We start from the raw sequence: 20,903 nt of genomic DNA, 5'->3' as shown, positions 1-20,903 counted from the left end.
TTATATGTACAAAAAGAATAATTTCTATACAATTTCATCTAGTAACATTACCCAACTATCAGATTCACCGTGTATTGCTGTTTGTTCTACTTTGTTCGATGATATTTGTCGAGGTTGTGGTCGTACTTCCTATGAAGTATCTCATTGGGTTTGTTTTGATGAAGAAACAAAAATTGCTATATGGGAAAGAATTAAAAAAGAAGGATATCCTCGACGTTAATAATCAATTTATTATTCATTATGTTATAAGTTTTAGTATTAACATGTGACTCTAAGTAGAGTTAATTGACTAGAATTTATTTGATTAATTTATTTATAAAATAATCTTATTTATTTCTTTTAAGGGTTCTTTTATCCACTTATCTTCAGTTAATATTCCGTCTAATTTTATATCGTGTGAAGCAGCTTTATATTGATTATTTGTTATTAGACCACAAGTCCAAGATATTCCTATAGTTAAAAATTTATGTTTTATTTCTATAAAATTGGATAGTGTCCTATCGTAATATCCTTTTCCATATCCAATTCTATCTCCGTATATTGTAAACCCGAGGGTAGGTACTAATAATATATTAGGTAGCAAATTATCTTGCGAATTTGGTTCTAAGATATTATATATTCCTTTTATCATATTATGATTAGGGGTCCATTGTTTAAAATGAAGTGGGTGGTTCTTTTTATATATGGATGGTAAGCAAACTATTATATTTTCTTTTGTAGATAGTTTATTTAATAAATCTATCAGATTAGGTTCTTTGTCTATGGGCCAGAAGCCAGCAATATTTATTTTATTATTGGTTGGGTGTTTGAAATTATTTGTTATTTTTTCTAGGTAATTTAATAGTTTTTTTTGTATATGTGCGCTGTCTTCATATACTCTACTCATAGGTATTTTTGTTCTTTTTGTTAGTAGTTCTGAACGAATATTTCTAGTGATTTCATTGTTATATTGTAATTCTGCCATTATCTATTCCATAATATACAATCTATGTATTATAGTTTATATATTTTAATATATAATTTTTTAACAAAATATTTAATTTTAAGTAAATATTTATGATAACAGAAGATAAATATACAAAAGGTCTAGAATTTTATATGGTTGGAGGGGCAGTAAGAGATAAATTATTATCTATTGCTGCAGGTGATATAGATTGGGTGGTTGTTGGTTCTGATTCTTTAGAAATGCAAGCAAGAGGATTTAAAAAAGTTGGTAAAGATTTTCCAGTGTTTTTACATCCTGTTTCTAAAGAAGAGTTTGCTTTAGCTAGAAGGGAACGTAAAATAGATGTGGGCCATAAAGGTTTTGAATGCTATTCCGAGAAGGATGTTACGTTATTAGAAGATTTATCTCGACGAGATTTAACTATAAATGCTATTGCATGTAGTAATGATGGAAAAATTATAGATCCTTTTAATGGTTTGAAGGATCTTAAGATGGGTGTTTTGCGTCATATTAGTGATTCATTTAGAGAAGATCCTTTAAGATTAATTAGATTAGCACGTTTTTCTGCTAAATTTAGTAGATTTACTATTGCTAAAGAAACTTTTAATATATGTTATGCAATTGCTCATACTGATGAACTGAGACATTTAAGCAAAGAAAGAGTATGGAAAGAAATATCTTTAGGACTTATGACAAATAGACCAATCAATATGTTTGATTTCTTAGAAAAAACAGGAGCTTTATCTATTCTTATGCCAGAATTAGTTTTGTCTGATAGGGTTATAAGTTTTTTGACAAATCTTCCTAATAAATTTAACCTATATGTTAGGTATGCATTATTATGTATAGATACTTGCAGTAGAGATATGTTAAGTGTTAATTTGCGTGTAGAATCTGAATGTCGGAATTATGCAAATTTGCTTTCTAATATTATGGACTGTATAAGTGTGAATTCTTTAATAGATAATTATATTTTGTTAGAAAAGTGTGATGCTTTTCGTCGACCTAAGCGTTTTCATGATTTGTTAGAAGCTGCTAATTTTTTGGGTGTTAAGAATACTAATGAGATTTGGTTAAGGCTACAAAATGTTCTTAATATTGACATGCATAAAATTATAAAATCTAATAAGGAAATAGATGATATAAAAAACCTTGTTAGAAATACTAGACTGTCAGTATTTGTTAATAAACTAAATAAGTAATTTTTCTGATCTGTCTTTAGTTATAAATCCCATTAGTTTATCTTGTTGATCAAAGTTTATACCGAAACAAATTACCTTAAATAGTTCACCCATTTCATTTTCAGATAGTAGTTTTTGAACAGGACCAATAGTATTAATTCTTTTTGTTGGGGTTGATATATCTACTGTTTCTAGAACATTAAATATTCCACAATTTAATAAAAATCTGGCTAAAGAGGTATATCCTAGTATTTTACAACCTGTTTCTATTGCTATGTTAGCTAATGCTGTAAAATCTACATGTGCAGTTATGTCTTGTATTCCAGGCGCAAAAAATGGATCAGAGTATGTGAAATGGTGTAAATGACACATTAATGTACCTTTATCTCTTTGAGGGTGATAATATTCTTTTTGAGGAAATCCGTAATCTATTATGAACACTATTCCTTTTGTAGTGTTTCTTAAGATGGTTCTTAACCAAGCTTCTCCTTTTATGTTTATTTCTGATATATAACCAGGTGTAGGATTAATTCTTGGTAACAGAATTTTTGTCAGGTGATCATCTGCTATTTTATCTACCCATATAAAATTTTCTTCTTTATCGAGTCCTATATGTTTTTCTAATATTATATTATTGTAGGAACACTCAAAAATTTTAACTGGTATGGCGTCAATTACTTCATTTGCTATTATACAACCATTAAAGTTTTCAGGTAGAGAATCTAGCCATTTTACTCTTTCAGAAAATTCTTTTAGAGTTTCTTTCTGTATAAGTTTTAGATTGTTAGATATATCTAATATTTCATACTCAACCTCTATGCCTAATAAATCCAGTTCTTTAATTAAGTCTAGTGCTAATCTACCAGTTCCAGCCCCAAATTCTAAAATTTTTTTTGAGTGGAGGATATTCAATACTTGAGCTAATTGTTTAGCAAATGTTTTTGCAAAAACAGGAGTTAATTCTGGAGCAGTAACAAAATCTCCTTTGGCACTAAGAGAGTCTTTTATATTAAAAAGTTTATTCTTATTTGATGAATAATATCCTATGGATGGAGCATATAGAGCTTGATCCATCCAATGTTCGAATGTTATTGATCCACCATATTTCTTAATTTCTTGACATAGATGTCTTTTTGTTAAAGCAATATGGTGATTAGATTCTTCATTGAGTAATTCTAATAAATGGAATCTATTTCTCATCTAAATATTAATAATAAGTATCAAACGTGAACATGCGTTCTATGATTAGTAAACTCTTTAGTATTTTTAGATAAACTGTTTCTCTTGGTTGTGCTTGATTGATAGTCTTTTCTTTTTTTGTAGCCATTATCTTCATTTCTAGCAAAGGGCGAATCAACTTTTTTATTTTTTGTATTTAAAGAAGTTCTTGTCTGTGTTTTATATGAGTTTTCTTGGCTTGTTCTAGGTTTTTTATTTGTGCTATTTGTATTATTTGTATAATCAATTTTAGGTTTTCTATTAGCAAAACTTCTTTTATTTAAAGTATTGCTAGGACCCTTAGGAGCTTTAGACTCTAATCCTTCTATAATTGTTATATTTATATTTTTACCAATATAATGTTCTATTCTGCGTATCTTATGTTTTTCAGAATGAGATGCTAGTGTGAGAGCTTCACCATTTCTTCCTGCTCTACCTGTTCGTCCTATTCTGTGTATATAATCTTCAGCTTGCATTGGCAAATCAAAGTTTATCGCATGACTAATTCCCTGGATATCTATACCTCTCGCAGCAACATCTGTAGCAATTAATATCTTTAATTGTTTTTTTTGTAGTTGTGCTAGGGTTCTTGTTCTTTGTCTTTGATTCATATCTCCATGTAAAGCTGCAACTGCAAATCCAATATCTGCTAAATGATTAGCAAGTTCATCTGCTCCTCTTTTGGTAGAAGTAAATACCACAGCTTGGTCAAGGTCATTTTTGTTTAATAAATGTTGGAGAACTCTTATCTTATGATGATTATCATCTACATATATTAATTTTTGTTCAATATTGCTATGACTTTGTTTGTTGTTTGTTAAACTTATCCTTTCAGGATTATTCATCATTTGTTTTGCTAAATTCATGATGCTGTTGTCTAGTGTTGCTGAAAACAACATAGTTTGCCTTTCTTTGGGAAGGTGGCTCACTATATTTTGAATGTCTTCTATAAACCCCATGTCTAACATGCGATCTGCTTCATCTAGAACTAAAGTGTGTACAGATTTTAAGTTAACTCTACCAGATTGCATTTGATCTATAAGTCTTCCAGGAGTAGCTACTAATATATCAATGCGTTTGGATAAAGCTTTTATTTGTGATTGGTAAGGCATTCCGCCAACTATAGTAGCCATCCTTAACCAATGAAAATTACTTCCATAGCTAGAAGCTGCTTTAGTAATTTGCATTGCAAGTTCTCTTGTTGGGGTGAGAATTAATACTTGTATGGCAGTATTGCTACTCTTAGGCATTTGGGACAAATGGTTTAATATTGGCAATATGAATGCAGCTGTTTTGCCGCTACCTGTTTGCGCTGAAACAACTAAATCCTGTCTTAGAATAGCTTTGGGGATGGTTGCATTTTGTACTGGTGTAGGTGATTCAAATCCGGTGGCTTTTATGGCACTTATAATATTTGGATTAATACCAAGATTTTCGAAAGACATTTACTTTCCTTGCTATGAAATGAAACTATAACGATCATTATTTATATAATTGACTTATAGTATTGAAAGGGTAAACAACATCGCGCCGACCCATCAACCGTTCGTTACGGTGCATTTTATAACATACAAGGCTAAAGGAGGTCAGATAATCGATGATATTCTAACAGCAGAACTTAATTTATATTATTTTGCAAAGTTCTTAGAATAGTATAATCTTTACTAGATTTCTAAATTGTATCTACTTAGTACTGAGGATATATTAAATTTTGATAACAATCTACTGATTTTTTAGAAAAAAACCATTTAATAGTGTTTTTTTTGTTCAAATGCAACCATCTATTTGCATTTATAAAATGATTGCATCCTATGAAAGGTATTGGTTTTCTATTGGCAGATAATGGGGATGGATGGTTTGCTTTTAATATTAAATGATGATTATTTTGATTCTTAATTATTCTTTCTTTTTCTTGAGCTTGTAATCCCCATAACATAAATACTTTTGGATTGTTATCATTTGCAACAGCTTTTATTATAGCGTCCGTAAATAATTCCCATCCTTTATTTTTATGAGACATTGGCTTGCTATCTTCTACAGTTAAAATATTATTTAATAATAATACACCTTGGTTAGCCCAAGAAATTAAATTATATTCTTTTTCAAAAGTGAATTGTTTATATTCAATAGAAAGTTCTTTATATATATTCTTGAGACTAGGAGGAGGGTGTGAATTTGAATTAATAGAAAATGCCAGTCCATTAGCTTGTCCATTATTGTGGTAAGGATCTTGACCTATGATTACAATATTAATTTTAGAAATTGTGTTTGTTATATGTATTGCTCTAAAAGGATTTGATGGATATATTATGATTCCTTCTGAAAGTCTATTTTCCAAGAAGTTGAAAGTATTTCTCAAATTGTTTAATGAGAAATACTTTGATATTTCTTCTTTCCATGAGCAGCTAATTAATTCAAAATTTTTATATATATCTTTGGATGTTAGTCTATTTGACATTACGTATTTAGATATTGGTTAATAAGATTGATAGTCATAAGCATTATGATAACTGCTATAAATCCATCTAATATTCTCCAAGCCTTTGGATTAGAAAATATAGGTGTGCACAAACGAGCTCCGAAACCTAGAAGATTAAGCCATAAAATACTAGCTGTTAATGATCCTAGGGCATAAGCCATGCTTTCTTCTTCATATACATTAGCTAATGATCCAATTAATATCATATCAAGCCAGAAGTGAGGATTAAGTAGGCTGAATCCTATAGATGTTAAAATTACAGCTTTTTTAGAATACAGAATATAATTTGTTGAGTCCAATCCAGAGCTATTTCTTAGGGATCGTTGTAGAGATTGCCAGCCATACCAAGATAAGAATACTATACCAAGAAGAAGTATGCAGTTTTTAAACCAAGGTATTAGTAACATAAGTTCTTGTAGTCCAAGAACGCTACAAAAAATAAAAATAGCATCTATTAAACAACAAGTGATTATTATCGTAGCTATATGAGATCTCATTAATCCTTGACGAATAACAAAAGTACTTTGAGCACCTACTACAGCAAACAAACTAAGACCAGTTACAAGTCCACTAAACCAAGCTTTAAAAGCAAGAGATGAGAAAAATGAAGTTAGCATTTTAAAACTTCAAAAATTATTATGAAAGAGTTGTCTTAATGCATCCGTTATTACAGGAACATTTTAGTATTTTTTACAATTGTTTTGTATTATTATTACAAATCTAAAGGGTTAATTCTAACTTATAATTTATTATTTGCAAAATAAAGCCATAAACTTTGTGTTATACATTTATATCATAATCTATAGTTAATGGAGCATGATCACTAAATTTATCGATTCTATATATAGAATGAGTTTTGGCTAGATTCGCTGTTTCAGTAGTTGTTATTTGATAGTCTATTCTCCAACCTATATTTCTTTCCCTTGAATTTGCTCTATTACTCCACCATGTATATTCTTCTAGGGTGGGATTTATTTTCCTAAATACATCAACTAGCTTATATTCTTTGAGAATTTTTGTTAGCCAATTTCTTTCTTCTGGTAGAAATCCTGGTTTATTTATATTATTTTTCCAATTTTTAATATCTATTTTATCGTGAGCAATATTCAAATCTCCGCATATAAAAAAATGTTTTTTATTACGTTGGAAATCATGAATAATATCTTGGATGTATAATTCAAACTCATTTAAAAATCTCATTTTTGCTAGTTGTCTATGTTCACCGCTTGAACCTGATGGGAAATAAGCATTTATTATAGAAAAAGAATCCCAATCTGCTCGCATTATTCGTGCTTCTGAATCAAATTCTTTTACGCCTAAGCCATTTGTGATTTTATTGGGTTCTTTTTTTGTATAAATACCAACTCCACTATATCCCCTTTTTTCTGCTGAATAGAAGTGTCCATAAAAAGGGATTGGGTTAAGTAATGTGTTTGTTATTTCGTTATTTGAAATTCTAATTTCTTGTAGGCAAATTACGTCTGAGTTATTAGTAGCGAGCCAATTGTTAAAATTTTTTTTAAAGGCTGACCTAATTCCATTTACGTTTATAGAGGTAATTTTTAACAAAATACTAAGTCTCTATGAAAAAAAATTATTTATAAGAAAACATAAAAAAAGATGGAATAGATTATAAGCTTATTTTATACTCATACCTAATTAATTATTTTTTAGATTATAGAAGCGTATGTTTAGTTATAAAAATGATAGTCCAATAGACTTTATCAGATTAGCTCTGAGTGTTAATGCGTTAAAATTTGGTGAATTTGAGACTAAATCAGGAAGAATAAGTCCATATTTTTTTAATATGGGTTTTTTTAATAATGGCTTCTCTATTAGAACTTTAGGTAGTTTTTATGCTAGTGCTCTTATTAAATCGAATATAGAGTTCGATATGTTATTTGGTCCTGCTTATAAAGGTATTCCTTTAGTAATATCAACATCTACTGCTTTAAGTTTTTCTAGTAATAGTTATAAAGACATTCCATTCGCTTTCAATCGTAAAGAATCTAAGGATCATGGAGAAAAAGGTTCACTAATAGGAGCTCAATTACGTGGAAAGATCGCAATATTAGATGATGTTATAACTTCAGGAATGTCTATTCATGAGTCAATAGAGATTATTCGTTCTGAAGGAGCTGATCCAGCTGTTATAGTTATAGCTTTGGATAGAATGGAGAAATCAAATTATAGCTCAACCTATTCGGCGGCCAAAGAAATATCAAATCTATACAATATACCAGTAATTAGTATAGCATCTCTTAAGGATATATTTGAATTAGTTCAGAACGATAAACATTTTATAGAATATAGAGAAAGAATCAAAGAATATAGAATGTCATATGGACTTTAGAATAATTTACATAATTATTCTAAAGTTTATCTAGTTCATTCTTAAGTATTTCACTAATGTGTGTTGGATTAGCTCTTCCTTTTGTTGTTTTCATTACTTGTCCAATTAATGAATTAAAAGCTTTTTCTTTACCAGACTTATAGTCTTGTACTATAACAGAATTGTTTTTTAGAATTGTGTTTATTATTTCTATAATAAAATTGTTGTCTGTAATTTGTTTTAGTCCATTTTTTTCTATGAGATAATTTATATTGCTCTCACCAGTATTGCAAACAATTTCAAAAATTTCTTTTGCATTTTTGGTGGAAATAGTACCATCAATTACTTTATTTATTAAACTAGCCAACGTATCACTTTTTATAGGTATATCATTTATATTTATATTGTTTTTGTTCATGAAGGCTGATATTTCACCGTTTATCCAATTGGCTGCTGTATTTGCGTGATTTTTAGGTAATTGTTTTACAACTGACTCAAAATAATTAGAAATATTTATATCCATAGATAATTGGGATACTTCGTTTTTACTTAGACCGTAATCTTTTTCAAATCTATTTCTTTTATCTTCTGGCAATTCAGGCATTAGCTTTTTAATGTCTTCTATCCATTTGGGAGATATCTTTAATACAGGCAAATCTGGATCTGGCATATATCTGTAATCTACAGCATTCTCCTTGCTGCGCATACTTCTTGTTTCGTCCTTTTCTGAATCATAGAGTCTGGTTTCTTGTACAATTTCGACATTTTTTTTAAGTAAATCAATTTGTCGTTTAGATTCAAATAATATGGCTTTTTCTAGGAATTTAAAAGAATTTATATTTTTAATTTCTGTTCTTGTTCCAAGTTTTTTATTTCCACGTGATCTGACGGATATATTGGCGTCACAACGAAAAGATCCTTCTTGCATATTTCCGTCGCAAATACCAAGCCATACAACTAACTCATGTAATGTTCTGGCATATAGTGATGCTTCTTGGGCTGATTTGATTTCTGGGTGTGTTACTATTTCCAAAAGAGGAATTCCTGCTCTATTTAAATCTATTCCACTAGAATATTTTTGATGGATAGATTTGCCTGCATCTTCTTCTAAATGTGCTTCTATTAGATTAATCGTTCTTTTTTCTGAGTTTTCAAAAAAAGTAACAGTTCCTCCTTCTAGTATAGGATTCTCAAATTGACTTGTTTGGTATCCTTTAGGGAGATCTGGGTAAAAGTAATGTTTTCTTGCAAAAACAGAATTATTGGAGATTTTTGCATTAACAGCTAGTCCAAATTTTATAGCACATTCTACGGCAGATAGATTAGTTACAGGAAGACTACCTGGTAGAGCCATATCTACTTCATTTGTATTTTGATTAGATTTCTCACCAAATGTTGCTCTACTTTGAGAAAACATTTTAGTTTTTGTTAATAGTTGGACATGAGTTTCTAGTCCTATTACTACTTCCCAATCAGATTTCATTATTGTCCCTATATATTTTCTGGTGTCTGTTTGTGCCAATTGGTAATTTGTTGATAGTAATCTGATACTGCTATCATAAGACCTTCTGTAAAATAATTCCCAATTATTTGTATTCCAATTGGTTGTAAATTATTATTTTTATTAAAACCACAAGGTATAGACATAGCAGGCAAACCAGCCAAGTTGGCATTTACAGTGAATATATCATCTATCCAATCAGAATCATTTTTAGCGCCTATTTTCTTTATTGGTTTTGGATAAACAGGAGCAAGAATGATATCGCATTCTTTTGTTAGTTTTTCTTGAAAATCATTAGTTATAACTCTACGTACTTTTTGTGCCGTCATATAGTATTTATTATAATTATCTTTAGATAATAAATATGTTCCTAGCAGGATTCTATGTTTGACTTCGTGACCAAAACCTTCAGATCTAGATCTAGAAATCATTTCTTCAATATTATTGAAATTACTAGTTCTATATCCATACCTAACTCCATCGTAACGAGCTAGATTGCTGGATGCTTCAGCTGAAGCTAAGGTGTAATAAACAGGAATGGATATTTTACTACTAGGTATAGAAATATCTATTATGCTAGCGCCAAGCGATTCAAAGTCAGATATAGCTTTTTTAATAGCAAATAATATATCTTCATGTATGTTAGTTTCAAAGAATTCTCTAGGTATTCCAATTTTAATATCTTTTAATGGGCGGTCAATGTTATGGTCAAATTTCTTTTTATGTTCTTCAAAATCTTTTTTTAATCTGCCAGTTTGATTTTTTATTCCATTAAATTCTTTTAGATTGGTAGAGTCTTTATTATCATGGGTGCTTATTATGTCTAGCATTTCTAAAAGATCCATACTATTTGTAGCAATAACACCAACTTGATCAAGACTAGAAGCAAATGCTATAACTCCATATCTTGATACAGTCCCGTATGTTGGTTTTATACCACAAACACCACAAAATGATGAGGGAGTTCTTATTGAACCACCTGTATCTGTTCCTGTGGAGGCCATTACTATTCGTGCTGCTACAGCTGCAGCTGATCCACCAGATGATCCACCGGGTACAATTTGTGGATCCCAAGGATTTCTAACAGGACCATAAGCAGAATTCTCGTTGCTTGAACCCATGCCAAATTCATCACAGTTTAATTTCCCTATAGAGACACTACCGGCTTTATTTAATTCATCAACTACAGTAGCATCAAAAGGGCTTAAATATTTTTCTAATATTTTGCTGCCGGCGGTTGTATACCAATTTTTAGTGACGATATTATCCTTGTGTGCAATTGGTATTCCTGCTAATGCTGGCAATTGAGATGTTTTTGAGAAAAGAATATCTACTTCTTTTGCTCTTTTTAAGGTTAATTCTTCATCAATATGCAAAAATATATTTAAGCTTTCTAGTTCTTTTGCTTTTGCTATAGCACTAATTGCTACTTCTGTAGCGCTTATTTCTTTTTTTAGAATTGAGCTGCGAAGACTATGTATTCCACTGAATTGTGTATGTAACGCTGTTTTTGTCATGGTTGTTCAACAATTTTGGGCACTATAAATAAGTTCTCTTCAAATTTTGGAGAATTTTTCTTTATTGTATTTATGAATTCATGTGATTGATTTTGTACCTCTTTATCTTCACGTAGATTTGATTCTGTTCCATCAAATAAAGAAATTGGGTTTATTAATGGTTCAATATTTGCAAGTTCTATATCTTGAATTCTTTGTATAACTTTAAACGTTGAGTTTAATTCTTCTAAGAAAATATTAGATTGCTTATCATTTATTTCTATTCTAGAGATAGTTGCAATATTATCAATATCGTTTTTATTAAGCGCCATAAAAAAATGTATGTGTTAGAATGTCAATTATATTTTAGTGTTGATAAGTATCAATACAATAACCGCTTATTTTACTACTAATTAATTATAATAACTTATAGTTTATTACGTAAGTGTTGTAAATTCAATTTTAATAGTTAGATAAGATTTTAAAAATTTATTTTTAAGCTGAGTTCAGATGTTTGGTTTTCTACGCAGTTATTTCTCTAGTGATATGGCAATTGATTTAGGAACAGCTAATACTCTTATATATGTTAAAGGAAAGGGTATTGTTCTTGACGAGCCTTCTGTTGTTGCTATTCGCCATGATGGAGGTCCACATGGTAAAAAAGTTATCCAAGCTGTTGGTCATGAGGCCAAACAAATGCTTGGTAGAGTTCCAGGGAATATAGAAGCTATACGCCCTATGAAAGATGGTGTAATAGCCGATTTTACTGTAACGGAACAAATGCTTAAGCAATTTATTAGAATGGTTCATCCTCGTAACATGTTGGCTCCTAGTCCAAGGATTATTGTTTGTGTTCCTTGTGGATCTACACAAGTAGAAAGACGAGCAATAAGAGAGTCAGCTTTGGGAGCAGGTGCGTCTCATGTGTATCTTATAGAAGAACCTATGGCAGCTGCTATTGGCGCAGGTTTATCTGTTTCAGATGCTAGTGGTTCTATGGTAGTAGATATAGGAGGTGGAACAACTGAAGTGGCTGTAATATCTCTTGGTGGTATGGTTTATAAAGGATCTGTTAGGGTTGGTGGAGATAAATTTGATGAATCTATTGTTAACTATATACGACGTAATTATGGAATGTTAATAGGTGATCCTACAGCAGAACTTATTAAGAAAAGTATAGGATCTGCATTTCCTGGCTCAGATGTAAGGGAAATTGAGGTTAAAGGTAGGAATTTGGCCGAGGGAGCTCCTAGAGGTTTTACAGTTTCATCAAATGAGATTTTAGAATCATTGACTGATCCATTAAATCAAATAGTTTCAGCAGTTAAGATTGCATTAGAGCAGACTCCTCCTGAATTAGGAGCTGATATTACAGATAAAGGTATTTCTCTTACTGGTGGTGGTGCCTTATTGCGTGATTTAGATAGGTTGTTACAGGAAGAGACAGGACTGCCAGTTGTTGTTGCTGATGATCCTTTGACTTGCGTTGTCCGTGGTTGTGGGGAAGCTTTAGATTATTTAGGTAAAATGGGTTCTATTTTTATAAATGATTAAATAGTTCCTTATTTAGAGCACCTTATTATATATATTTGGTATGCGCAGTCAAGATCTTCCTCCGTTATTTAGGCAAGGTATAACTTTAGAAATTAAATTATTTATTCTTGTAATGGCTTCTTTTGTTCTTTTGATTCTTGATACTAATTTTCATAGTAAAATGGAACCTATTAGAAGAACTATATTAGTGTCTATATATCCATTCCAACGTATTGTTTTAATTCCTAGAGATCTAGTCGGGCATTTTAAAGAATGGTTTAATACTGCTAACATGATCCGAATGGAAAATGAGGAATTGCAAAGAAGGCGTATAGAATTATCCCAGGTGACAGCTCAGGTTTTACAATTAACAGCCGAAAACCATCAATTACGTGGATTGTTAGGTATTACAGGTAATATTAAACAGTCCTCAATAGTGGTAGAGGTGTTATATGAAACAAATAATGTTTTTAACCAGCATTTGGTTTTTAATAAAGGAAGTAAGGAAGGAATATTACCAGGTATGCCTGTAATTAGTGAGGGAGGAGTAGTTGGACAAATTATTAGAGTGACTCCTTTTACTTCTGAGGCAGCTTTGGTATCAGATTGTAATATACTAATTCCAGTACAGATTACTAGAAATGGGCTTCGTTTAATTACCTTTGGTAGAGGTATATCTGGATTTTTAGAAGTTCGTTATTTGTATGATGATTTTGATATAAAAAAAGATGATATCCTTGTTACTAGTGGTATAGGTGGTGTTTTCCCTGCAGGTTTGCCTGTTGCTCAGGTTATTTCTGTTGAAAAGGATTATTCTTCTGGTTATTCTCAAGCAATTGCTAAATCTGTTTCTCATCCTGAATGCTACCGTCATTTTATTGTTTTAAAGGTAGAGGTTGAATAATTTAAAAATGAAAAAATCCAAAACATTGTATCGGTCTCGTAAAATAGGAATGCCTAGTAATGTTGAACTTGATAAATTAGATAAGCCAGCAGAAGCTAAGTTTGTTTGGGGTACTATATTGTTTTTTTGGATGTTGTCATTGTTGTCATTTTTTTTTTCTGTTAATTTATTGGCTGTAGTAATAGTTTTTTGGTGTGTTTATGATTCTCCTAGGATAGGTTTATTTACAGCTTTTATTTTTGGTTTATTGGTTGATGTTCATGAATCATTAATTTTAGGAGAGAATGCTTTATTTTTTACTTTGTTTGCCTATTTCGCATTGGCGATACAAAGAAGATTATTGAGATTTGATCTATTAAGTCAAGCCATTCATCTTTTTCCTGTGCTATTCCTCTCTAAATTAATTAGTAAAGTAATTATATCTTGGGTAATTGTTCATTGGATGGGATTAGGCTGGGTTATTGAGATTGTATTAATAATTGTGGTATGGCCGGTACTAGGATCATTATTGTTGATTCCACAACGTTCTGTTGTAAATTCTGAATCAAAATCAGTACATTAGACTAATATGTTAGAGCTAAATGATTACAAAAAAGAGATGAAACAGAGTTTCATATTACGAATTATTATAAGTATTTTATTTTTTGTAATGATTTTTTGTTTATTGATTTCTAGATTTTGGTATTTACAAGTTAGTAGTTATGAAGGTTTTTCGGAAAGAGCTGATAGAAATCGTATATCTGTGATTCCTATAGCTCCTAGAAGGGGCGATATTTTTGATCGCAATGGGGAAATATTAGCTCGTAATTATCGTACATATACGTTAGTAATGTCTTTTGTAAAAGCAAATGAATTAGAGAAAGTGTTTGAGCAATTGTCTCCAATAATTACTATTAATTCATATAATAAACGTATGATACGTAGACAACTTAATGAATTTGGAAGATATAAACCTATTGTTATCCATAATAATTTAAATGAATTTGAAGCTTCTTGGTTTGCTGTTCATGCTTTTAAATTTCCAGGATTAGAGATTAAATCGAGATGGTTACGAGAATATCCTCATGGTCTTTTGTCAGCGCATGTAATTGGTTACATAGGAAGGATTTCTGATGATGATCTTGATGAGTTAAATAGACAAGATAAAATTAGTAATTATAGAGGTACTGAGTTAATTGGTAAAAAAGGAATAGAAAAGACATGGGAAGATGTATTACACGGTCATACTGGTTTTAAAGAAGTAGAAGTAACATCATCAGGGAAGCCAGTTCGTACATTAAGATCCATAGATCCTATTCCAGGTAAAGATATTTTCTTGTCTTTAGATATTGGTTTACAGAAAGTTATTGATGATGCTTTTGGCAATAGGAAAGGAGGTGTTGTTGCTATAGATCCTAATACAGGAGAAATTCTTTCGTTGGTTTCTAAGCCTTCTTTTGATCCTAATTTGTTTATAAATGGTATAGATTTAGAAAACTGGAAATTACTTAATAACTCACCAGATTATCCATTAATGAATAGAGTGTTATATGGCACTTATCCAATAGGTTCAGTTTATAAACCTTTTGTGGCTTTAGCAGCTCTTGAATTAGGGAAGAGAACTCCTGATGATAGAATATTTGATCCTGGATATTTTGAATGTGCTGGTCAAAAATTTCGTAATCCAGGAAGTGTATCTTATGGATTAGTAGATTTAAAAAAAGCTATAGTTGTTTCTTCTGATACATATTTTTATTCTTTGAGTTTAGATTTAAATGCTGATGAATTATCTTCTTTTGTAAAACAATTTGGTTTTGGGCAAATTACTGGTATAGATTTAGATGGAGAAAAAGCAGGGATCTTGCCATCTACTGATTGGAAGAGAAAAAAATATTCTAGTAATAAAAAAATGCAAAAATGGTATTTGGGTGACACTATTTCTTTAATGGTAGGTCAGGGATATAATTCTTTTACTTTATTACAGGTATGTCAAGGAATAGCAACTTTTGCAAATGGTGGAACCTATATAAAGCCTCATTTAGCTTATAAGTTAAGGAATCCTATGTCTAATAAAGAAGAGTATATTCCATATGAGCCATTATATAAGATTGTATTAAATGAGTCTAATTGTGACATAATAAAATCTGCTATGGTAGATGTTATTAATCATGGAACAGCAAAAAAGTCATTTTTAAAAACATCTTATTCTGTTGCTGGAAAAACAGGAACAGCACAGGTATTTAGTCTTAAAGGTTCTAAATATAGATCAGATTTTATAGATGAGAAATTACGTGATCATGCTCTATTTATAGGTTTTGCTCCTTCAGAAAATCCTACAATAGCTGTGGCTGTTTTTGTAGAGAATGGAGGATGGGGATCTAAGGAAGCAGCACCAATTGCACGTAAGATTTTTGATTATTGGCTTTTGGAAAAAAAGAAATAATTATTATTTTGATGTTTATTTATGAAATTTAATTATATTACTAAAATTGGTAGTTTATTTAAAACAATTGATTTTATTTTATTGTTTGTATTTTTAATACTTACATTTGTTGGAATGGTTTCTTTATACTCAGCTGTTGGGCAATCTGATTGGAGATTTATAGCACAAATAAATAATTTTATTGTGGCTTTTATTGCTATGTGGATAGTTTCATGGCTTCCATCTAGTTGGTTAAGAAATTCTGCTGTTCCTTTTTATTTGCTAGGAATTTTCTTGTTATTATGTGTGCAGTGCTTTGGTGATACTGCTAAAGGTGCCACAAGATGGTTGAATTTAGGTTTTACAAGAATACAGCCATCAGAGATGTTGAAGATTGCTGTTCCAATGATGTTAGCATGGTATTTTAATACTATTGAGAATTATAAATTACAAAAAAAAGATTTTTTAATTGCTTTAGTTATATTGCTGATACCATTTTTATTTATTATTTTACAACCAGACTTGGGAACAGCTTTATTAGTTCTTGCATCTGGAGTTTTTGTTATTTATTTTGCTGGTTTGCCTTTTAAATTAATCATTCCAGTTTTTGTGCTATGTTTATGTATTATTCTTATTTTAATTATTTACGAAAATCAGCTATGTCTTTCTAATTATAGCTGGATTCTATTGCACGAATATCAAAAGAACAGGATTTGTACATTGTTAAATCCTTTATCAGATCCTTTAGGGAATGGTTTCCATACTATACAGTCTATGATTGCTGTTGGTTCGGGTGGTATTTATGGTAAAGGATATATGAGAGGAACTCAATCTCATTTGGATTTTATTCCTGAGAGAAGTACAGATTTTATATTTGCAGTGTTTGCAGAGGAATTTGGGCTTTATGGTTGTGTGTTTTTATTGATTTTATATGGATCATTAATACTAATAGGTTTATCAATATCTTTTAATGCTAAATCACAATTTTCTAGGCTTTTATCTGCTTCTATCTCAATGATGTTTTTTACTTATGTGTTTGTAAATATAGGGATGGTGACTGGGATATTGCCAGTAGTAGGAGTGCCTTTACCATTTATGAGTTATGGTGGTTCAGCTTTTTTAAATATAGGGATATCTTGTGGGATTTTAATGAATATAAGAAGTGAATCAGAGAGAGATAAAAAAAAGATTTAGTTTTAAAATAAAACTAAATCTTTTAAAAGAACTTACTTTTCTAGAGTTACTTCTAATTTTTTTGCTAAGTTTGATATATTATCCCATATAGAGTCTTCGTATTCTATATACTCAAGATTCTTTATCTTATTATTATATTCATACTCACCAGGATATTGCACTTTAGTGACTCCTGGTTGAGTTGGACATGAATTTAGGTAGTCTATATAAGCATTAGCTTCTTTAATCATCCATTGCTCATTAGAATTAACTAGTTTTGGATTTATGATTATAGCAAACATGTTATTCATAGCCGCACCACGACGCGGATTTCCTGGTTGTATTGTTCCTCCGCTAGTTAGAATTCCAGCAAGTAATTCAGCAGTTAATCCTAGAGCATATCCTTTATGAGCACCAAAAGGCAATAAAGCTCCTGGAGGGTCAGAGAATAAAGCATTAGGATCGTTAGTTGGATTGCCAGTAGAATCTATTAAAGTACCAGGGTCTGCTTTTAATCCCTTGGTGGCAAGGACTCTAGCTTTATTTATAGCTATAGAGCTAGTGGCCATATCAACTATAAATGGTGGCTTATTGTTAGGTAAAGGAATAGCAAAACAAAGAGGATTAGTAGTCATGCAAGCTTTAGCCCCACCATAAGGAGCTACTGTAGGATCACGATTTATGACATTAGTAAAAGCTAATAAAATCATTTCTGATTTAGCTACTATTTCCCCATAATGTCCCATGCGTCCTAAATGATGAGAATTACTTATCGTTATCAAGCATTGACCATGCTTTTTAGCACGATCAATTGCTTGTTTGACTACTACCTTACCAACATGTTGACCAAATCCTTTATTGCCATCAAAACCGAGGATTGCAGATTGATCATTAACTAATTCTGGTCTTCCATCAGGCTGAAGGAATCCTTTTAATAGTACTTTATAATAAGTTGGTAATATTGATAAACCATGACTGGTGTAACCAACTTGATCAGCAGTAACTATATGTTCAGCTACATCAAAAGCTATATCGGAAGGTATTCCTTGAGCCATGAGTATATTTTTACCAAAATTAAGCGCTTGTTGGATAGATAATTTCATAGTTAAAACCTATAACCATCCTAACCAACGCCAGTAGGTCATACTAAACAGCAACATTAATAAGTAACCTACAATAGTAATTATAACTCCTATTGTAGCAAACTGTTTTACATTAAATGTTTCTGTTGCTAAACAAACCATGTTTTGAGGTGCATTTATTGGAAGTATAAATCCAAAACTTACTACAAATCCTAATAACATAGTCATACCAGTACGGCTAAAATCTCCCGGCATTGTAGTTAATACTGATATTATGATTGGAAGCAAAGCAGACGCTAAAGCAGTAGCACTTGCAAATCCAAGATGAATTATAATTAGGAAAGCAGCTAAGATTGCAAATACTGTTATGGAGTCTAGTTGATCAATTCCAGTATTTAGAACAACTTGTCTACCTAACCATTGACCTGCTTCTGTAGTTAGTAAAGATGTTCCTAAACTGACTCCTATTCCAAATACAATAACAGTTCCCCAAGGTATACGTGATTGTATATCTTTCCATGACATTACACCAAATCCTGGCATTATAAGTAATACCAAACCTACATAAGTAGTTGATGTTGTATCAAAATTATGTAATGTTCCTTCTGTTGCCCAGAAAAACAGTAAAATAAGTGATATGAGCATTAAACGTTTTTGAGAGGAGCTCATAGGACCTAGTTCTACTAATGACTTTTCTACAGCTTCTTTACCTATTGATATGCCATTTGGTTCTGGAGGTAACATTTTTAGTACTAAGGCTATTAGGAAAATTGACATAATAGCAGACCAAGGTGCTCCAGCTATAAACCAATCAGACCAAGAAACACTCTCTCCTAACATTTTAGTCATAAAACCAGATGTCAATAAATTTTGAGCAGAGGCTGTTTTAATACCTATATTCCATATTCCAGTAGCTTGAGCTACAACAATCATGATACCAGCAGCTATATTAGATCTTTTATTGATGCCAAAAGAAGAAATTATGCCCATCATAATAGGAACTACCGCAGCACTTCTTGCAGTAGCACTAGGAACTGCCAGACTTAGTATGATTGTAACAGCTATACATCCGATCATAATACGTTTAGTACTAGTTCCAACTTTGGATAATGTAAACAAAGCAATTCTTTTGTCTAAGCCAGTAAAAGTCATTGCTCCTGCTATAAACAAAGCTCCCCAAACAAGAGCCAAAGCAGAATTAGAAAATCCTGATAAAGCAAATCCCATAGCGGTAGCTGTACCATACATTACATCAGGATTTTTAACATTAGGAGCTGTTCCTATTAAAAAAGCCATTAAAACTGTAATCATTATGGCACTTGCTTCATATGAAACAGCTTCTGTAACCCATACAACAACAGCGAAAGCTAATATAGCTAACATGCGATGGCCAGCTATAGGCAGATCGCTAGATAGTGGCATTAAAAGAACCCCAACAAGAGCAAATATTCCCATCAGCAAACCAATGGGAAGTTTAGTTTTATTTGCTGTGATGGGAGGAATTGCTTTTGACTTAGTCATAATTTATTCTCCAGATCAGCTTATTTTAAAAAGAAATCAAATGTACACAGAATTAATTTTATTACTTATTACACAGAAATATCAATATTTTAGACTTTTAATTGATATTAATCAAAATATATATGGTGTTTTTTATAATACAAGTTAATAATAACATTCAGTATAGTTCTTATGAAATCATTGTTCCCACTCCTTGGTCGGTTAACAATTCTAATAGCAAACAGTGAGGGACTCTCCCATCTACTATATGGACAGAATTAACACCATTCCTAGTTGCTTCTAAAGAAGAGGATATTTTTGGTATCATTCCACCAGAAATAGTACCATCGTTAAATAAATCTTGTATTTCTGTCGATGATAGTGTTCTTATGAGTTTGCCTTTTTTATCTAAAACTCCAGGAGTATTTGTCATCATAATTAATTTTTCTGCTTGTAATGTTTCAGCTAATTTACCGGCAACAAGATCTGCATTTATATTATATGACCTACCATCTTCTCCATAACCAATAGGTGATATTATTGGGATAAATTGATCATTTTGGAGAGCTCTAACCACTGAAGTATCTATTCTGACGACATCACCAACAAAACCTATATCTATTAGTTCATTAGGATTATCGTTACTAGGAATCATTTTCTTTTTAGCTTGGATCAATGAACCATCTTTACCTGTTAAACCAACAGCTTTTCCGCCAAATTCATTAATCATCATAACTATATCTTGTTGTACTTGTCCGCCCAATACCCATTCAACTACTTCCATAGTTTCAGAATCTGTAATACGCATTCCTTGTATAAATGTTCCTTGTTTCCCAACCTTGTTAAGAGCTTCATTAATTTGAGGTCCACCACCATGTACAACTACAGGTTTTAAACCAACTAATTTTAAAAGAACAAGATCATTTGCAACACTACGCTGTAGATTTGTATCTGTCATTGCATTTCCGCCATATTTAACTACTATGGTTTTCCCGTGAAATTTTCTAATATATGGTAGGGCTTCAGATAGGATATCAGCTTTTATTGATGAGGATATTTTGATTGTTGTGTTATTTGTAGGAGTGTGGCTCATAATTTGTTACTGGATAATATTATTGGGGTTTTAAGGTTGTATTTGCACTTGGTAGTAATTTTGG

The 20,903-nt window shown here is 31.2% G+C and carries 20 protein-coding genes; 8 read left to right on the top strand and 12 right to left on the bottom strand.

Annotated features, from left to right (window positions below; all coding sequences use genetic code 11):
- Positions 1 to 4 precede the first annotated feature (4 nt).
- Positions 5 to 220 carry a DUF1289 domain-containing protein gene (locus CDSE_RS03550; protein ID WP_015396638.1) on the top strand — a complete coding sequence of 72 codons (216 nt, stop codon included), beginning with the start codon at positions 5 to 7 and terminating at the stop codon, positions 218 to 220.
- 93 nt (positions 221 to 313) lie between these two features.
- Here the strand turns inward: CDSE_RS03550 and CDSE_RS03545 are convergent, their stop codons facing one another.
- Positions 314 to 964 (bottom strand): 5-formyltetrahydrofolate cyclo-ligase, encoded by a 651-nt coding sequence (locus tag CDSE_RS03545; RefSeq protein ID WP_015396637.1) that lies wholly within the window; start codon positions 962 to 964, stop codon positions 314 to 316.
- A gap of 92 nt (positions 965 to 1,056) precedes the next feature.
- Between CDSE_RS03545 and CDSE_RS03540 the strand changes: the two genes are divergently transcribed.
- Positions 1,057 to 2,148, top strand: coding sequence for a tRNA nucleotidyltransferase/poly(A) polymerase-related protein (locus tag CDSE_RS03540; RefSeq protein WP_015396636.1), 1,092 nt, complete (start codon positions 1,057 to 1,059; stop codon positions 2,146 to 2,148).
- Here the strand turns inward: CDSE_RS03540 and CDSE_RS03535 are convergent.
- From CDSE_RS03535 to CDSE_RS03515, 5 genes are all read right to left on the bottom strand, one after another.
- A complete protein-coding gene (locus CDSE_RS03535; RefSeq protein WP_015396635.1) occupies positions 2,137 to 3,327 on the bottom strand; it encodes a class I SAM-dependent methyltransferase in 1,191 nt (396 codons plus the stop codon). The genes CDSE_RS03540 and CDSE_RS03535 overlap by 12 nt on opposite strands.
- Before the next feature lie 20 nt (positions 3,328 to 3,347).
- The gene (locus tag CDSE_RS03530) at positions 3,348 to 4,790 is read right to left on the bottom strand and encodes a DEAD/DEAH box helicase (protein WP_015396634.1); all 1,443 of its coding nucleotides are present in this window, start codon (positions 4,788 to 4,790) and stop codon (positions 3,348 to 3,350) included.
- A gap of 242 nt (positions 4,791 to 5,032) precedes the next feature.
- The gene (locus CDSE_RS03525; RefSeq protein WP_015396633.1) at positions 5,033 to 5,803 is read right to left on the bottom strand and encodes a uracil-DNA glycosylase; all 771 of its coding nucleotides are present in this window, start codon (positions 5,801 to 5,803) and stop codon (positions 5,033 to 5,035) included.
- Complete coding sequence (locus CDSE_RS03520) at positions 5,803 to 6,441, bottom strand: LysE/ArgO family amino acid transporter (RefSeq protein ID WP_015396632.1); 639 nt, start codon at positions 6,439 to 6,441, stop codon at positions 5,803 to 5,805. Before CDSE_RS03520 ends, CDSE_RS03525 begins: the two co-directional genes overlap by 1 nt.
- Positions 6,442 to 6,604: 163 nt before the next feature.
- Positions 6,605 to 7,393 carry an exodeoxyribonuclease III gene (locus CDSE_RS03515; RefSeq protein WP_015396631.1) on the bottom strand — a complete coding sequence of 263 codons (789 nt, stop codon included), beginning with the start codon at positions 7,391 to 7,393 and terminating at the stop codon, positions 6,605 to 6,607.
- Between the two features lie 118 nt (positions 7,394 to 7,511).
- On the opposite strand from CDSE_RS03515, the gene pyrE reads away from it, so the two are divergent.
- On the top strand, positions 7,512 to 8,177 hold the full coding sequence (gene pyrE, locus CDSE_RS03510) for an orotate phosphoribosyltransferase (protein ID WP_015396630.1): 666 nt from the start codon (positions 7,512 to 7,514) through the stop codon (positions 8,175 to 8,177).
- Between the two features lie 19 nt (positions 8,178 to 8,196).
- On the opposite strand, the gene gatB is transcribed toward pyrE, so the two are convergent.
- The 3 genes from gatB to gatC are packed head-to-tail and all read right to left on the bottom strand — an operon-like array spanning position 8,197 to position 11,485.
- Positions 8,197 to 9,639, bottom strand: a complete 1,443-nt coding sequence (gene gatB / locus CDSE_RS03505; protein ID WP_015396629.1) for an Asp-tRNA(Asn)/Glu-tRNA(Gln) amidotransferase subunit GatB — start codon at positions 9,637 to 9,639, stop codon at positions 8,197 to 8,199.
- An 8-nt stretch (positions 9,640 to 9,647) separates the two neighbouring features.
- The gene (gene gatA / locus CDSE_RS03500) at positions 9,648 to 11,174 is read right to left on the bottom strand and encodes an Asp-tRNA(Asn)/Glu-tRNA(Gln) amidotransferase subunit GatA (protein ID WP_015396628.1); all 1,527 of its coding nucleotides are present in this window, start codon (positions 11,172 to 11,174) and stop codon (positions 9,648 to 9,650) included.
- Positions 11,171 to 11,485, bottom strand: a complete 315-nt coding sequence (gene gatC, locus CDSE_RS03495; RefSeq protein WP_015396627.1) for an Asp-tRNA(Asn)/Glu-tRNA(Gln) amidotransferase subunit GatC — start codon at positions 11,483 to 11,485, stop codon at positions 11,171 to 11,173. Before gatC ends, gatA begins: the two co-directional genes overlap by 4 nt.
- A gap of 178 nt (positions 11,486 to 11,663) precedes the next feature.
- Here gatC and CDSE_RS03490 point away from each other — a divergent pair, with 178 nt between their 5' ends.
- The 5 genes from CDSE_RS03490 to rodA are packed head-to-tail and all read left to right on the top strand — an operon-like array spanning position 11,664 to position 17,185.
- On the top strand, positions 11,664 to 12,707 hold the full coding sequence (locus CDSE_RS03490; protein WP_015396626.1) for a rod shape-determining protein: 1,044 nt from the start codon (positions 11,664 to 11,666) through the stop codon (positions 12,705 to 12,707).
- Between the two features lie 40 nt (positions 12,708 to 12,747).
- Positions 12,748 to 13,590: a rod shape-determining protein MreC gene (mreC, locus tag CDSE_RS03485; protein ID WP_015396625.1), complete on the top strand. Its 843-nt coding sequence runs from the start codon at positions 12,748 to 12,750 to the stop codon at positions 13,588 to 13,590.
- Positions 13,591 to 13,597: 7 nt separating this feature from the next.
- The gene (mreD, locus tag CDSE_RS03480) at positions 13,598 to 14,152 is read left to right on the top strand and encodes a rod shape-determining protein MreD (RefSeq protein ID WP_015396624.1); all 555 of its coding nucleotides are present in this window, start codon (positions 13,598 to 13,600) and stop codon (positions 14,150 to 14,152) included.
- 6 nt (positions 14,153 to 14,158) lie between these two features.
- Positions 14,159 to 16,012: a penicillin-binding protein 2 gene (gene mrdA / locus CDSE_RS03475; protein ID WP_015396623.1), complete on the top strand. Its 1,854-nt coding sequence runs from the start codon at positions 14,159 to 14,161 to the stop codon at positions 16,010 to 16,012.
- 21 nt (positions 16,013 to 16,033) lie between these two features.
- Positions 16,034 to 17,185, top strand: coding sequence for a rod shape-determining protein RodA (gene rodA, locus CDSE_RS03470; protein ID WP_015396622.1), 1,152 nt, complete (start codon positions 16,034 to 16,036; stop codon positions 17,183 to 17,185).
- 32 nt (positions 17,186 to 17,217) lie between these two features.
- Here the strand turns inward: rodA and CDSE_RS03465 are convergent, their stop codons facing one another.
- The 3 genes from CDSE_RS03465 to argB form a co-directional block, all read right to left on the bottom strand.
- Entirely contained in the window at positions 17,218 to 18,267 is a 1,050-nt protein-coding gene (locus tag CDSE_RS03465) for an Ldh family oxidoreductase (protein WP_015396621.1), read from the bottom strand.
- A 9-nt stretch (positions 18,268 to 18,276) separates the two neighbouring features.
- Positions 18,277 to 19,767 (bottom strand): DASS family sodium-coupled anion symporter, encoded by a 1,491-nt coding sequence (locus CDSE_RS03460; RefSeq protein WP_015396620.1) that lies wholly within the window; start codon positions 19,765 to 19,767, stop codon positions 18,277 to 18,279.
- A 169-nt stretch (positions 19,768 to 19,936) separates the two neighbouring features.
- A complete protein-coding gene (gene argB, locus CDSE_RS03455) occupies positions 19,937 to 20,839 on the bottom strand; it encodes an acetylglutamate kinase (protein ID WP_015396619.1) in 903 nt (300 codons plus the stop codon).
- Between the last annotated feature and the right edge of the window lie 64 nt (positions 20,840 to 20,903).

Origin of the sequence: Candidatus Kinetoplastibacterium desouzaii TCC079E, from assembly GCF_000340795.1 — a bacterium.
GTDB classification, from domain to species: Bacteria; Pseudomonadota; Gammaproteobacteria; order Burkholderiales; family Burkholderiaceae_B; genus Kinetoplastidibacterium; species Kinetoplastidibacterium desouzai.
Note: the sequence above shows the minus strand (reverse complement) of the source record. Positions and strands in the feature narration are given on the sequence as shown.

Excerpts from the sequence above, each read along its gene's own strand:
- CDSE_RS03530 (WP_015396634.1), bottom strand. The coding sequence starts at position 4,790 with ATGTCTTTCGAAAATCTTGGTATTAATCCAAATATTATAAGTGCCATA.
- CDSE_RS03540 (WP_015396636.1), top strand. The coding sequence starts at position 1,057 with ATGATAACAGAAGATAAATATACAAAAGGTCTAGAATTTTATATGGTT.
- mreC (WP_015396625.1), top strand. The coding sequence starts at position 12,748 with ATGCGCAGTCAAGATCTTCCTCCGTTATTTAGGCAAGGTATAACTTTA.
- CDSE_RS03525 (WP_015396633.1), bottom strand. The coding sequence starts at position 5,803 with ATGTCAAATAGACTAACATCCAAAGATATATATAAAAATTTTGAATTA.
- rodA (WP_015396622.1), top strand. The coding sequence starts at position 16,034 with ATGAAATTTAATTATATTACTAAAATTGGTAGTTTATTTAAAACAATT.
- argB (WP_015396619.1), bottom strand. The coding sequence starts at position 20,839 with ATGAGCCACACTCCTACAAATAACACAACAATCAAAATATCCTCATCA.
- CDSE_RS03545 (WP_015396637.1), bottom strand. The coding sequence starts at position 964 with ATGGCAGAATTACAATATAACAATGAAATCACTAGAAATATTCGTTCA.
- CDSE_RS03465 (WP_015396621.1), bottom strand. The coding sequence starts at position 18,267 with ATGAAATTATCTATCCAACAAGCGCTTAATTTTGGTAAAAATATACTC.
- mrdA (WP_015396623.1), top strand. The coding sequence starts at position 14,159 with ATGTTAGAGCTAAATGATTACAAAAAAGAGATGAAACAGAGTTTCATA.
- CDSE_RS03460 (WP_015396620.1), bottom strand. The coding sequence starts at position 19,767 with ATGACTAAGTCAAAAGCAATTCCTCCCATCACAGCAAATAAAACTAAA.
- CDSE_RS03535 (WP_015396635.1), bottom strand. The coding sequence starts at position 3,327 with ATGAGAAATAGATTCCATTTATTAGAATTACTCAATGAAGAATCTAAT.
- gatC (WP_015396627.1), bottom strand. The coding sequence starts at position 11,485 with ATGGCGCTTAATAAAAACGATATTGATAATATTGCAACTATCTCTAGA.
- CDSE_RS03550 (WP_015396638.1), top strand. The coding sequence starts at position 5 with ATGTACAAAAAGAATAATTTCTATACAATTTCATCTAGTAACATTACC.
- gatB (WP_015396629.1), bottom strand. The coding sequence starts at position 9,639 with ATGAAATCTGATTGGGAAGTAGTAATAGGACTAGAAACTCATGTCCAA.
- mreD (WP_015396624.1), top strand. The coding sequence starts at position 13,598 with ATGAAAAAATCCAAAACATTGTATCGGTCTCGTAAAATAGGAATGCCT.
- CDSE_RS03490 (WP_015396626.1), top strand. The coding sequence starts at position 11,664 with ATGTTTGGTTTTCTACGCAGTTATTTCTCTAGTGATATGGCAATTGAT.
- CDSE_RS03520 (WP_015396632.1), bottom strand. The coding sequence starts at position 6,441 with ATGCTAACTTCATTTTTCTCATCTCTTGCTTTTAAAGCTTGGTTTAGT.
- pyrE (WP_015396630.1), top strand. The coding sequence starts at position 7,512 with ATGTTTAGTTATAAAAATGATAGTCCAATAGACTTTATCAGATTAGCT.
- gatA (WP_015396628.1), bottom strand. The coding sequence starts at position 11,174 with ATGACAAAAACAGCGTTACATACACAATTCAGTGGAATACATAGTCTT.